The organism is Sphingomonas telluris (assembly GCF_022568775.1).
GTDB classification, from domain to species: Bacteria; Pseudomonadota; Alphaproteobacteria; order Sphingomonadales; family Sphingomonadaceae; genus Sphingomicrobium; species Sphingomicrobium telluris.
The window spans coordinates 1,870,929-1,884,128 of the sequence record NZ_JAKZHW010000001.1; the positions used below are offsets into that span (position 1 = coordinate 1,870,929).

Sequence of the window (13,200 nt, forward strand, 5' to 3'; positions counted from 1 at the left end):
CGCACATGACCCATAGTCCGTAACTGATCGAGACCGCTGAGAGATCCGGTCTGTCGCGCCGGTCACCAGTGATCCCTGGGCAAGTTCATCGCGCACCGAGCTGCGCCGGCGCCTTCACTCCGGCGCACGGATGCCGTGCGCCAACGTGAGGAGGACGACATGTCTCTTACGATCTCCAACGCAATTCTCGACGAAGAATTTCGCGCTACACAGCTCGGCACCGCCGACGACAATGACGTCGCGGTAGCCACGTTCGATGCGAGCTCTTTCAAGACCGCCGTCAATGCGCTGTCGTTGAATCTTCTGTCGAGCCCGACCGGCTTCCCGCAATTTGCGGAGAAGACGAACTTCGTCAGCAGCACCAACCAGGTGACCAATTACTTCCTGACCAGCTCGGCCACGGGCACGCCATTCCCCGCCGGTGGTACTGCCACCAGCCTCTATGTCGGAAGCAACCAGGTCTACCTGTTTGCGACAAGCAATCCGGACATCGTTGTGGGCCGGGTCGGTAACGGCACCACGGCCAATCCAAGCGGCTCTGTCGCAATCGTAATAGGCATCGACGAGCATGTAACCGCGGGCGTGGTCACATCCGCAGACTTGTGGCTGATCCAGCGCGCGCCGCTCATCGAGGACGGACTGAATCAGGTCGACTCAGCGGACACGCTCGATCTCACGAATTTGGTCTATCTGGGTTCGGATTATGCCACTTCCACCGAAGTTCCGTTCGACAATTATGGGAAGGTACCGTCCGGCCAGGATGCATTCGCTCTCGTTGCCCCGACCAGCGGCAACAGCACCGTCGACCTCTTACTGACGGGCTTTAACGGGTCGGCAGTGTCGACCGTAAACGTCAGCACGACCGGCCTCGGTTCCGGCGCGCAGCATGTCGATGAAGGAGAATCCCTGCGGGTCGACGTGGTCGATGCGAACGCCACCAATTTCTCGAATGCCGATGATCCGAACGAGGTCCACGACGAGTCCTACCTGGGATACGCCGGAGGCCACAAGGACGTCGTCAACGCGACGTTTGCGATCTCCCAGATCAACCCGACCAACGTGGTCGCAACCGTCAGCGTCTTTGCATACCGGACGACCACGAATGATCAGGGGACCGGCTTCAACCAGAACGCCATCAACGCCCCGGGCTCCGTCGTGCAGATCGATGTCGACGACGTCAAGATTCTGAACGCGGCCGGCGGGGATATCACGGCAACGTTCCTCTCGCGCGGCGGCACGATCGCGCTCGATCCGAACAATGCGAACGGCGTGAAGATCTCCGGACTACTTGTGAACGAGCAGGTGAAGTTCACGCCCGACGGTCAGCTGTTCAACCGCTTCGTCGTCACCAATAGCGACGCGACAAGCGGGCCCGATGCGTTCGACGTCGGGAAGATCAAGGTGACCACGCTCGTCGGCGGAAGCGCCACCGAATATGGCGAACTGGGATCGCACATCATCTACGAAGACGACGGTCCCAAAATCACCGCCAGCGGGGCAACGATATCTGCCCTCGTCGCGGATGACTCAACGCTTGGCACAGATCCGACGGGCAGCTTCGCGAGCTTGTTCAATGCCCCCGATTACGGTGCAGATGTGCCGGCGTCCTCGACGCTGGCCTATACGCTGGGCATCAGCGGCACCGGCGCCGCGACGGGCCTGACGGAAACATCGAGCGGCGATGCCATTTTCCTGTTCCTGGAGAGCGGGAAAGTCGTTGGGCGCTCCGGCGACACGGCGTTGCTCGCGGCGGGCGGGCCTGTCGTGTTCGAAATGAGCGTCGATGCCAACGGCGTCGTAAAGCTGGATGAGAAGAGCGCAGTGGTGCATCCGACGAACCCCGATCAGGATGAATCGACGAGCGCGATGACAGCAAGCCTGATCACCTTGACGGCGAGCGTAACCGATTCCGAGGCTGCGTCGGCGAACGATAGTGCCTCGGCAAACGTCGACATCGGCGACCTGTTCAAGTTCAAGGACGACGGGCCAAAAATCGACCCGTCGGCGAACGTCAACACGCCGAACGACCTGCAGGTCGCCAACAAGACCGACTCAACCGGGCAGGATACGAGTAATTACGTCCTGACCCCCGGGAATGACGGCTTGAAGAGCTTCATCATCAAGGGGCCGGCGGACTCGTCAGGCGACTTCACCTGGCAATATTTCGACGTCGACGGCGTGAATGGTGCCGAGAACAATGAGATCAAGGGCTTCTACAAGGGAAGCCCCCTGTACACGTTGGAGCTCAACAACGATGGCACCTACACGTTCAAGATGATCGGGACGCTCCCGAGTTCAACGGAGAACCTCGGGACGACCATCATCCACGCCGGAGGTCCGACCGATACTGTCGACGTACAGGCGGCTGCTCCTTCCACGGACTTCGGAAGGATCATTGCCGACAGCGCGGTCGGAGCCGGGCTCGTGAACGCCAGCCATGGCTTCGTCGGCGTCGACAACGGCAATCTCGACAATGGGGAAGAGCTGAACCTTAGCCTGCACAAGGCGAATGGCGACCTCATCTCGGTTACCGGGATCAATGTCGGGACGAAGAGCGCGGGGACTTGTCACTACGATGTGTTTGTCACCATCAATGGCGTCGAGACCCAGGTCTTGAACGATGTCGCGGTCGGCAAGAACGGCGTCATTCACGTGGATGACCCCAATCCGAACGACAATTTCCTGATCCAGTCTGTCAGCATCGTCAAAGTCGACGGGAATGCCGTGAAGATCGGTCTCGGGGACATCCAGTTCCTGTTGCCGCCGAACGACGTGCAGCTTGGCTTCACGGTGGAGGAGAAGGACGGTGACAATGATCCTGTCACCGCCAATTTCACCGTGGACATCGATGGCAACAATGACGGGACCTACAGCGCGACCGTGAACGCCTTGAGCGCGATCAATCCGCTAACCGCCCTTCATCAGGACCATCTGCTGATGTGAGCGGTCATGCATGACGGCCTCGCGCCCCTCAGGTGAGGCCGCCTTGTATGGGGCAAGGGAGGACCGTGGCACCCAACCCCGCGGTCCTTCCTTCGTGAGGCTGGCCTAAGGGACTTTGCCGATAGCCGGAGGAAGCTTCGCAGATAGGTTCCGCGAGATGGATCGCAACCAACTCCTGTCGTTCGTCGTGATGGCGTCCGTGCTGTTCTTCGTCGCCTTCCTGTTGTCGCGCTCGCGGCGAAATCGCTGAAAAAATAGGGCCGCGAGATCGCTCCCACGGCCCTTGATCCTGTCTGAAGGCCGAAGGCTTAGGCGGCCTCGAACTCTTCCTCGGTCACGACCGGACCGCTGTCCTGGCCCTTGGCGCTGACGTCGCGATCGACGAACTCGATGATCGAGATCGGCGCTGCGTCGCTGGCGCGGATGCCGGCCTTGATGATGCGGGTATAGCCGCCGTTGCGGTCCGCGTAACGCGGCGCGAGGACATCGAACAGCTTCACGAGCTGTGCATCGTCCAGAAGGCGCGCATGCGCGAGACGGCGGTTGCTGAGACCGCCATGCTTGGCGAGCGTGACCAGCTTCTCGACATAGGGCCGAAGCTCCTTCGCCTTGGCGGTCGTGGTGGTGATCTGCTCGTGCTTGATCAGCGCTGCAGCCATGTTGCGGAACAATGCCGCACGGTGGCTGGAAGTGCGCTGAAGCTTACGTCCGCCTACGCGGTGACGCATGGTCTTTCTCCGTTCGTTCGGGGACCGTGCAAGGTATCCCCGGCCAGGCGGACTTATTCGCGGGAGCCGCCCCTATTCCCGTCACTGTTGGGTGAGCCGCGCCCTCAACAGGAAACGCGGCTCAGAGTCAAGGCTTTGGCCTATTCCTCCCCCGATCCCGGGCGCGGGTTGAATTGTCCCTAGGCCCGCCCATCTCGCGTCCATGATCCCCTTGTCTGTTCTCGACCTCGCCCCAATCGCCGAAGGGAGCGACGCCGGTCAGTCCCTCCGAAACTCCGCCGACCTTGCGCAAAACGCCGAGCGGCTTGGCTACAAGAGGTTCTGGATGGCCGAGCATCACTCCATGCCGGGCATCGCCAGCGCGGCCACCGCGGTCGGGCTTGCGTTTGTGGGGACGCAGACCTCGACGATAAGGATCGGCGCCGGCGGGATCATGCTTCCCAACCACGCGCCCCTGACCATCGCCGAGCAGTTCGGCACGCTCGACAGCCTGTTCCCCGGTCGCGTCGATCTCGGCCTCGGACGAGCGCCGGGGACGGACCAGGCCGCGGCTTATGCGCTTCGGCGGAACCTCTCTGCCGGGGAGAACCAGTTCCCGAACGACGTCGTCGAGCTCATGGGCTATTTCAAAGGCGAGAACAGCCGCGTCCGCGCCATTCCAGGTGAAGGCCACAACATTCCGCTGTGGATCCTCGGGTCGAGCCTTTACGGCGCGCAGCTAGCGGCCATGCTCGGCCTTCCCTACGCCTTCGCGTCTCACTTCGCGCCGCAGATGATGATGGAGGCGATCGCCTACTATCGCGAGCGGTTCCAGCCGTCCGAGCAGCTCGACAAGCCCTACGTCATGCTCGGATTCAATGCGTTCGTTGCCGACACGGATGAGGAGGCCCAACTGCTCTCCACATCGATCCAGCAAGCGTTCGTCGCGTTGCGGACGGGGCAGCCGACGCAGCTCCCGCCACCGCGCGCGGGCTATGCCGAGACGCTGCCGCTCCAGTCGCGCGCCATCCTGGACAGCGTCCTGTCCTGCTCGGCCATCGGAAGCCCCGAGACAGCCCGCAAGCAGGTCGAGGATTTCATCGCGCGGACCAAACCGGACGAGCTGATGGTCACTGCTCAGATTTACGACCATCGCGCACGTGTCCGTTCCTACGAACTACTGATGGAAGCCGTCAGCCAGCCCGCGCTCTCACCCGTCGAATAAGGAAGCTTCGTGTCCGCACTGTTCAGCCCTCTGGAGGTCGGCAACCTCCCGCTCGAGAACCGCATCGTGATCGCCCCGATGTGCCAATATTCGGCCGAGGACGGCCGCATGACGGACTGGCACACGATTCATCTGGGCAATCTCGCGCTGTCCGGAGCCGCGCTCCTGACGATCGAGGCGACGGCAGTCCTGCCCGAAGGCCGCATCAGCTACGGGGACGTCGGCCTGTGGTCGGACGAGACCGAGGAGGCGATGGCCCGGGTGCTGGAGAGCGTCCGGCGCTGGTCCGACATGCCGATCGCAATTCAGCTCGGCCACGCGGGGCGGAAGGCCTCGACGGACAAGCCCTGGTTCGGCGGAGCACAGATCGCGCCGGGAGCCGAGAATGGCTGGCAGACCGTCGCGCCCTCGCCCATTCCCTTTCTCGACGGCGAGAACCCACCGGTTGAGCTGAGCCGCGCGCAGATGGATGCCATCCGCGATGCCTTTGCCGACGCTTCGCTGCGCGCCGAGCGCTTGGGTCTGGCCGCGGTTCAACTGCACGGTGCGCACGGCTATCTTCTGCACCAGTTCCTCTCGCCTTTGTCGAACCAGCGCACGGACGATTATGGCGGAAGCCTGGAGAACCGCATGCGCTTCCCGCTGGAAGTGTTCGATGCGGTCCGCGCGGCTTTCCCTGCCGACAAGCCGGTGACGATGCGGTTGTCGGCCACGGATTGGGTCGAAGGCGGCTGGGACATCGAGCAGACGATTGCGTTCGCGAAGGAGCTCGATGCGCGCGGATGCGCGGCCATTCACGTGTCGAGCGGCGGCCTTCATCCGGCGCAGCAAATCCCCGTGGGACCCAGTTACCAGGTGCCGCTTGCCCGCGCCGTGAAGCAGGCGGTGAGCATGCCGGTCGTGGCAGTCGGAATGATCACCGATTTCGAGCAGGCCGAAGCGATCGTCGGCACGGGCGACGCGGACATGGTCGCGCTTGCGCGCGGCATCCTGTTCGACCCGCGCTGGCCATGGCACGCCGCCGCGCACCTGGGTGCCCGGGTGAAGGCTCCGGCGCAGTACCTCCGCTCCCAGCCGCGCCAGTTCCGCGAGCTGTTCGACTTCGGACAATAAGTCGGCCATGGCGAGCGGATGAACGCCGCATCCCTTCCGCTCGCGCTGGCCGTGGTCGCGGGCTTTTTCATGTCCGTTCAGGCCCCCACGAACGCGATCCTTGGGAAGGCCAGCGGCTCCGCCGTGGTTGCGGCATTCATTTCGTTCCTGATCGGCACGCTGGCGCTTGGAGTGGCGGTTGCCGCGGGCTCCGGCCGGCTGCTCGCGCCAGAGCTTCGCGCAGTGCCATGGTACGCTTGGCTGGGCGGACTCTACGGCGCCTTCTTCGTGGCGATGGCGGCATTCGGAGCACCGCGGATCGGCATCGGACCGCTGCTGACTGCAGCCATCGCCGGACAGCTGATCGGCGCCATCGTACTCGACCACTACGGCATGATCGGCCTCGCCCGGCAGCCGGTCAGCCCCGAGAAGCTGGCGGGCGCAGCCCTCGTCCTGATCGGCGCATTCATCGTTCGGAGGGGCTGATGGGCTATTTCGTCGTATTCCTCGGCGCGGGTATCGGCGGAGCGCTGCGTCACGGCGTCAATCTCGGCTCTGCCCGCCTGTTCGGTTTTGGATTTCCGTTCGGCACCATGATCGTCAACATCGCCGGATCGTTCGTAATGGGACTGTTCGCGGGGTATTTCGCTTTCCGCACCGGCATTCCGCAACATATGCGGCTGTTCCTGACGACAGGAGTCCTCGGAGGTTTCACGACATTTTCGGCATTTAGCCTCGATGCGGCTTTACTCGTCGAGCGGCATGCTTATTGGCTCGCCGCAGCTTATGTCGCCGGCTCCGTGGTCGCGAGCCTCCTCGCACTGTTTGCCGGCCTCAGCATTTTCCGATTTGGAGCGGCCCTGCCTTGAATATCGATCTTATCCCCGTCGGCGATAACCCGCCGGAGAGCCTGAACGTCATCATCGAAGTCCCAGTCGGCGGAGAGCCGGTGAAGTATGAGTTCGACAAGAAATCGGGCGCCCTGTTCGTCGACCGCATCCTGCACACGCCGATGCGCTATCCGGCCAACTACGGCTTCGTTCCGCACACCCTGTCGCCCGACGGCGACCCACTCGACGCACTGGTCATTGCGCGCTCGCCCTTCGTTCCCGGCTGCGTGGTGCGCGCCCGGCCGATCGGCGTCCTCAACCTGGAGGACGAGCATGGCGGCGACGAGAAGCTGATCTGCGTGCCCGTCGACACCACATTCCCATACTATTCGGACGTCGGCGAGCGGCAGGACCTGCCGTCGATCATCCTCCAACAAATCGAGCACTTCTTCACGCACTACAAGGATCTGGAATCCGAGAAGTGGGTGCGCATCGGGAATTGGGGCGATGCCGACGACGCGCGAAGGATCGTGCTGGAATCGATCGAGCGGGCGAAGGAAGCGAAGGTCGCCTAGGCGGCCCGCTCGCGCTTGCCGGTCAGGACAGCCGCCATCGCCTTGCTAAGGTCGGCTGCGCCAAACGGCTTCGCCAGAACCGCGAATTCGGAACCGCGCTTGACGATCTCGTCGCTGTAGCCGGTCGCCAGCAGCACCGGCACCTTCGGGTACGCGTCCTGGATCTTGTGGGCGAGCTCGACCCCGCTCATGCCCGGCATCACGACGTCCGAAAGCACGAGGTCGATGCTGTTGGAGGCGAGCCGGTCGAGCGCTTCTTCGGCGCTATCCAGCGCAATGACCTTGCAGCCGAGATCGATGAGAAGTCCCTGGGCGAATTCACGCACGCGCGGATTGTCCTCGACCAGCAGGACGCACAGCCCTTCGGGAAGCTGCGACATGGCAATCGCCTCCTCCGCAGCGGCGGGAGTCTTGCGGGAAGCGGGTAGCAATATCGCGATGGTGGTGCCCTTCCCTTCCGAGCGGATTTCCGCGCGCCCGCCGGCCTGCGCCGCGAAGCCGTGAATTTGCGACAGGCCCAGGCCCGTGCCCTTGCCTACTTCCTTGGTCGTGAAGAACGGCTCGAACGCGCGCTCCGCGACATCTTTGGGCATGCCGCTGCCGGTATCGCGGATCGACAATTCGACGAGGTCCGCACCCTTTTCCTGACGTCGTAACGTTGCGAGGATCAGTCGGCCGCCGTCCGGCATCGCGTCCCTCGCATTGACCGCTGCGTTGAGGATCGCGGTCTCGAGCTGTGCGGCATCCACCTCGATGCTGGGGAGGCCCGGCGCAAGATCGAGCTCAATGTGAATCGTGCTTCCCAAAGTCCGCGAGAGGACCTCCGCGAGCGCATCCAGCCGGACATTGAGATCGAGGACCTGCGGCTTGATCGCCTGACGCCGGCCAAAAGCCAGCAGGTGGTTCGTGAGCGTCGTCGCACGCTCAGCCGTGTCGGTGATCGCCTTGAGATACTGCTTGCGCTTCTCGTCGGGCAGGTCGGGCTTGCGCAGCAGGAAGTCGGCTGACCCGGCGACCACCGTCATCAGATTGTTGAAGTCGTGCGCGATACCGCCAGTAAGCTCCCCGAGCGCCTGCAGTTTCTGGGACTGGACCAGAGCGGTACGCGTTTCCTCGAGCTCTTCCTGCGCCCTCTTGCGGTCGGTGACGTCGCGAGTGACCTTGGCAAAGCCGATGTGCCGGCCGCTCTCGTCGAAGATCGGGTCCAGCACGACGCTGGCCCAGAACAGGGTGCCGTCCTTGCGCATGCGCCAAGCCTCTCGCTCGTACTTGCCCTCGCGAAGGGCGGTCGCCAACGCATTCGCAGGCTCACCGCGCTCGCGGTCTTCGGGTGTGTAGAAGCGGGAGAAATGCTCACCGACGATCTCGTCCGCAGAGTAGCCCTTGATGGCTTCGGCGCCGGCGTTCCAGTTGGTCACCCGCCCATCGGTATCCAGCATGTAGATCGCGTAATCGCGGACGCCCTGAACGAGCATGCGGAAGCGCTGCTCGCTTTCGTAGAGCGCGCGGTCGTTTTCGCGCTTGGCGGTGATGTCGCGAGTGATCTTGGCAAAGCCGACGTGCTCCCCCGACGGATCGAAGATCGGGTCGAGCACTGCGTTGACCCAGAAGCGGCTGCCGTCCTTGCGCAGCCGCCACCCCTCCGCTTCGAAGCGGCCCTCGGCCACGGCAGTCCGGAGCGCGCGCTGGGGAAGGCCGGCCGCCCGATCCTCGGGCGTGAAGAAGACGGAGAAATTCTGGCCGATGATCTCATCGGCGGTGTAGCCCTTGAACCGCTCAGCGCCGGGATTCCAGGTCGCAACCCGGCCTTCGCTATCGAGCATGTAGATGGCGTAGTCGGTGATGGAGTTGATGAGCAGCTGAAGTCGCTGCTGCTCCGTTAGGCCCTCGAGTTCAGCCAAGTCGCGATCGTTCCCAATACAAAGGCGCGGTGCGCCCGGACTCGCCCGCCCCCGTGCAACTGAATAAGGCTCTCGCGTACCGGTTCAAGTCTTTCTCCCCCCTAGGAAATCTCAAAAGCGGTTGAGGAGCCGATCTACTGTTCCCTCGACGGCACTCGTCTTATTGTTGCGATCCCGGCCAACTTCGCGCTCGAGCGCGGCGCGGATCATCTCGATCTCACGCTCGGTGAGATGCTCCACTCCGATGAACTGCTCGCGGGCCTTGCCCACCGCTCGCAACAGCTCGTCCAGCTTCGCCTGCATGGCTGCGGAATCGCGGTTCTGCGTGTTCTGAATGAGGAACACCATGATGAAGGTGATGATCGTCGTGCCCGTGTTGATGATCAACTGCCAGGTGTCGGAATAGCCGAAGATCGGGCCAGTCACCGCCCAGACGACGATGACCCCGATGGCGAGGAAAAATGTCTGCGGTTGCCCGGCGCCGCTCGAAAGAGCCGATGCCAAACGCGTAAAGAACCGATCCATGGCCGCCGTAACGCGCACGCAACGAAATGGTGCCGGTTGCTTGCCAACGAAACAGCAGCGGCGCAGTCTCGCGCAGCACGCTTTGGAGGGGAGCATGGACGAACGCTACGCACCGCAGCCCGTCGCCGGCTGGTTCAAGTTCGCCGCGATTGCCGCAATCCTGTTCATGGCCCTGGGATGCTGGGGCTATCTCATGTCGGTGATAACGGACCCCAGCGCCCTGCCGCTCGACCAGCGCAACCTGATGCTCGCCCGGCCGATCTGGATGATAGCCGCCTACGCTCTCGCAGTTTGGGTGGGTCTGGCCGGGGCAATCCTGCTGCTGATGCGGCGCAAGCTCGCCGAGCCGCTACTGCTGGTCTCGCTGATCTGCGCCGTCCTGACCTTTCTTCCTTATGCGGTCGTCCCCGCCGTCAGCGATCTCGTGACCACCAACGACATTGCGGTGGCCGTCGTCGTCGTTCTGATCACCGCCACGATCTACTCGTTCGCGCGGCATTCCCGGATGAGGGGTTGGCTGCGCTAGCGGTGCCCCGCTAAAGGGCGGCCATGTCGACCTTCACTATCGACACGGCGACCAGCCGAGCGACGCCGTCTCCCGTTCCGGGCAAGCGCATGACCGCGCCTTCGCTTCGGGCGCGCAAGGTTGATGGGAAGACCCAGCAGCCGATCGTCGCCCTGACTGCCTACACGATGCGCATGGCGCAGCTGCTCGACGAGCATTGCGACCTGCTCCTCGTGGGCGACAGCCTTGGTCAGGTGATCTACGGCCTGCCGTCGACGATCCCCGTAACGCTCGACATGATGATCAATCATGGCGCGGCGGTCGTGCGCGGAAGCTGGCACGCGCTGGTCGCGGTCGACATGCCGTTCGGGTCCTATGAAGGATCTTCGGAGCAGGCCTTCGCGAGCTGTTCACGCGTGATGAAGGAGACGGGCTGCGCGGCCGTGAAGCTCGAAGGCGGAGAAGCCATGGCGCCGACCGTCCGCTTCCTCACCGAGCGCGGCATACCCGTGATCGGGCACGTCGGTCTGACCCCTCAGGCAGTGAACACGCTCGGCGGCTATGGCGCGCGTGGACGTGGCGACGCCGAGGCTCGGAAGATCCTCAATGACGCATCTGCGATTGCCGAAGCCGGCGCTTTTTGCATCGTGGTCGAGGGTGTGATGGAGGAGCTGGCAACCAAGGTTGCGCGTGAAGTGGCTGCGCCGATCATCGGGATCGGCGCCTCGGCGCAATGCGACGGCCAGATCCTGGTCACCGACGACATGCTTGGCGTGTTCGAACGCACCCCTCGTTTCGTGAAGCGCTACGACAACCTTGCCGAGCAGATCTCGAACGCCGCGAAGACTTACGCGGACGAGGTTCGGAGCCGCACCTTCCCGTCCGCGGACGAGACGTATCGGCCGAAGGGCGCCTGATCCCTCACTTCGACCAGATGTCCTTTCGGGCATCGATCACACCCGCCAAGCGATCCGCGATCGTTCGGTCGTCTGCGAGCGAAGGATGATAGTTGCAGCCTGAGAACGCGAGACCCGAGATCTGAATGAAATCCGCCCGCTTTTCGCCGGCGGACTTCATCTTCTCGACCGCCGCGCGAACCTCGCTCGCGACTTCGCCATTCGCAGTGTCCGTCGTCCAGATCAGGAAGAACGCGCGCGGGTGCACCGCACGCAAGCCCCGGACGAACTCGACGTATGTCTTCCGGAAATCGCTGCTCAGTTCGGGTCGCGAGCGCCACCTCTCGCCGGCGTGGAGCTGGGTGGAGAAATCGTTGGTTCCGAGCGAGATGACGATCAGCTGCGGTTGCCACGTCGGGTCCCGCACCGGCGTGGCGTGATCGAAGAGGACGAATGGATAGGCGACGGGCAAACTGTCGACCTTCGCCCCATCGTAGCTGCGGACCACACCGCGCCCTGAGATAGCGTTGACCTGGTAATCAGCCTTGTACCGGCGGGCGAGGATCGGACCGAACGCCTGCGAGGTATCGGTTGTCTCCCAAACCTTTTCCTCCGTGCAGTCTCGGGTAGCCGACGTGTTGCCGTAGCCGACGGTGTGGGAATCGCCGACGAATTCGATCTGCCGTCTACGAGGAGCGACCGCGACCGCCTTGGTCGCTGCAGCGCCATAGAATCCGCCGAAGCCGGTCGGTCCTAGCTGGCTTTCGCTTGCCACCTCGATAGTCAGGCGATGTGCGCCATTGCCGAGGCCGTCGACCCGGTACAAACCCGCCTGCGGCTTGATCATGGTCCGAACGATGTGCCCGTCGGCGCGGATATGCAGGATCTGATCACCCTCGCCGACGCGGAAGTAAGCCGCCGGTCCCTGGAACGCCGTCTCGAAGTAGGTGCCGGGCCACTGACGGACGGTTTCGTCCCCACGCTCGATCGCGCGTCCCCCGACGTGCATCGGCAGGACCCGCAAATCCTCGAGCTTCTCCTCCGGCGATGGAACGACGCGCGGCCCGGATTCTGCCGAACAGGAGGCCGCCGCAATGATCAACGCGGTCGCGGCAAGATGCTTCACCATCCACTCCCTTCTCGTGCCGGGAGCATGTCCCCTACGGCTACGGAAGACCACCCCTTTGCCTTTGGCATTTCAGCCGCTAGACGGTGCACCGCCAGCTTCCGTTCAGCTTTGGTGGGGAAGGAAGCGCTCGGTATTTTGATCCCCCGACATTCGGTTTGAGGCAGGTCTTGGCGCTTCCTACGGACAGCAGCGAAACGTTTCTTAGAGAGGTCGACGAGAATCTTCGTCGCGATCGCGTTCAGGACTTCTTCAAGGACTACGGCAAGTGGCTGATCGCCGCGCTCGTCCTGTTCCTGGCGGCGGTCGGCGGCTGGATCTACTGGGACAATCGGCAGCGGGAGCAGGCCGCGGTCGATTCCGAAAAGCTTCACCAGACCTTCTCCGACATTGCCGCAGGCAAGACGAACGCTGCCGAGAAATCGCTGAAGGATCTGACGAACTCGCGCGGCGATGCGATTCGTGCGTCGGCGGTCCTCGCCGAAGCCGCGATCGCGCTCGACAAGAACGATCGTGCGGCCGCGATCGCCAAGTATCGCGAAGTCTCGAACGACAAGGGACTTCCCGACGCTTACCGGGATCTCGCAAACATTCGCGTGACGGCGCTCGAGTTCGACAGCCTCAAACCGGAAGAAGTCATCTCCCGAATGGAGCCGCTGGCGAAGGCGGGCAATCCTTGGTTCGGAAGCGCCGGGGAAATGACGGCTCTCGCGCTTCTCAAGCAGGGCAAGAAGGCCGAGGCGGGCCGGATGTTCGCCGCGGTCGCCGCCGACAAGAAGGTTCCCGACCCCATTCGCAGCCGCGCGGTACAGATCGCGGGCACACTCGGCGTCGATGCCACCGCGTCGCTGCCGGCGCTTCAAGCACAGGAATAA

The 13,200-nt window shown here is 63.3% G+C and carries 13 protein-coding genes; 9 read left to right on the plus strand and 4 right to left on the minus strand.

The genetic code is table 11. From position 1 onward, the window contains the following. The first annotated feature begins 159 nt into the window (after positions 1 to 159). On the plus strand, positions 160 to 2,943 hold the full coding sequence (locus LZ016_RS09450; protein WP_241447126.1) for a DUF5801 repeats-in-toxin domain-containing protein: 2,784 nt from the start codon (positions 160 to 162) through the stop codon (positions 2,941 to 2,943). Positions 2,944 to 3,251: 308 nt separating this feature from the next. On the opposite strand, the gene rplQ is transcribed toward LZ016_RS09450, so the two are convergent. Then, positions 3,252 to 3,671, minus strand: coding sequence for a 50S ribosomal protein L17 (rplQ, locus tag LZ016_RS09455; protein WP_241447127.1), 420 nt, complete (start codon positions 3,669 to 3,671; stop codon positions 3,252 to 3,254). A 202-nt stretch (positions 3,672 to 3,873) separates the two neighbouring features. On the opposite strand from rplQ, the gene LZ016_RS09460 reads away from it, so the two are divergent. Genes LZ016_RS09460 through ppa form a run of 5 tightly spaced genes read left to right on the plus strand, consistent with a single transcriptional unit; the run spans position 3,874 to position 7,372 of the window. Beyond that, the gene (locus LZ016_RS09460) at positions 3,874 to 4,875 is read left to right on the plus strand and encodes an LLM class flavin-dependent oxidoreductase (protein WP_241447128.1); all 1,002 of its coding nucleotides are present in this window, start codon (positions 3,874 to 3,876) and stop codon (positions 4,873 to 4,875) included. A 9-nt stretch (positions 4,876 to 4,884) separates the two neighbouring features. Continuing rightward, on the plus strand, positions 4,885 to 5,988 hold the full coding sequence (locus LZ016_RS09465) for an NADH:flavin oxidoreductase/NADH oxidase (RefSeq protein WP_241447129.1): 1,104 nt from the start codon (positions 4,885 to 4,887) through the stop codon (positions 5,986 to 5,988). Between the two features lie 18 nt (positions 5,989 to 6,006). Beyond that, entirely contained in the window at positions 6,007 to 6,453 is a 447-nt protein-coding gene (locus tag LZ016_RS09470; RefSeq protein ID WP_241447130.1) for a DMT family transporter, read from the plus strand. Beyond that, a complete protein-coding gene (crcB, locus tag LZ016_RS09475) occupies positions 6,453 to 6,836 on the plus strand; it encodes a fluoride efflux transporter CrcB (protein ID WP_241447131.1) in 384 nt (127 codons plus the stop codon). Before LZ016_RS09470 ends, crcB begins: the two co-directional genes overlap by 1 nt. Further along, on the plus strand, positions 6,833 to 7,372 hold the full coding sequence (gene ppa / locus LZ016_RS09480; protein WP_241447132.1) for an inorganic diphosphatase: 540 nt from the start codon (positions 6,833 to 6,835) through the stop codon (positions 7,370 to 7,372). The genes crcB and ppa overlap by 4 nt, the downstream gene beginning before the upstream one ends. Here the strand turns inward: ppa and LZ016_RS09485 are convergent. Then, a complete protein-coding gene (locus tag LZ016_RS09485; protein WP_241447133.1) occupies positions 7,369 to 9,273 on the minus strand; it encodes a hybrid sensor histidine kinase/response regulator in 1,905 nt (634 codons plus the stop codon). The two genes, ppa and LZ016_RS09485, sit on opposite strands and share 4 nt — an antisense overlap. Before the next feature lie 111 nt (positions 9,274 to 9,384). Beyond that, positions 9,385 to 9,798, minus strand: a complete 414-nt coding sequence (locus LZ016_RS09490) for a low affinity iron permease family protein (protein ID WP_241447134.1) — start codon at positions 9,796 to 9,798, stop codon at positions 9,385 to 9,387. 94 nt (positions 9,799 to 9,892) lie between these two features. Between LZ016_RS09490 and LZ016_RS09495 the strand changes: the two genes are divergently transcribed. Together LZ016_RS09495 and panB are read left to right on the plus strand one after the other, a co-directional pair. Then, positions 9,893 to 10,324: a hypothetical protein gene (locus tag LZ016_RS09495; protein ID WP_241447135.1), complete on the plus strand. Its 432-nt coding sequence runs from the start codon at positions 9,893 to 9,895 to the stop codon at positions 10,322 to 10,324. 23 nt (positions 10,325 to 10,347) lie between these two features. Then, positions 10,348 to 11,220 carry a 3-methyl-2-oxobutanoate hydroxymethyltransferase gene (gene panB, locus LZ016_RS09500; RefSeq protein ID WP_241447136.1) on the plus strand — a complete coding sequence of 291 codons (873 nt, stop codon included), beginning with the start codon at positions 10,348 to 10,350 and terminating at the stop codon, positions 11,218 to 11,220. Positions 11,221 to 11,224: 4 nt separating this feature from the next. On the opposite strand, the gene LZ016_RS09505 is transcribed toward panB, so the two are convergent. Then, positions 11,225 to 12,328, minus strand: coding sequence for an SGNH/GDSL hydrolase family protein (locus LZ016_RS09505; protein WP_436286353.1), 1,104 nt, complete (start codon positions 12,326 to 12,328; stop codon positions 11,225 to 11,227). 167 nt (positions 12,329 to 12,495) lie between these two features. Between LZ016_RS09505 and LZ016_RS09510 the strand changes: the two genes are divergently transcribed. Continuing rightward, positions 12,496 to 13,200 (plus strand): tetratricopeptide repeat protein, encoded by a 705-nt coding sequence (locus LZ016_RS09510; protein ID WP_241447138.1) that lies wholly within the window; start codon positions 12,496 to 12,498, stop codon positions 13,198 to 13,200.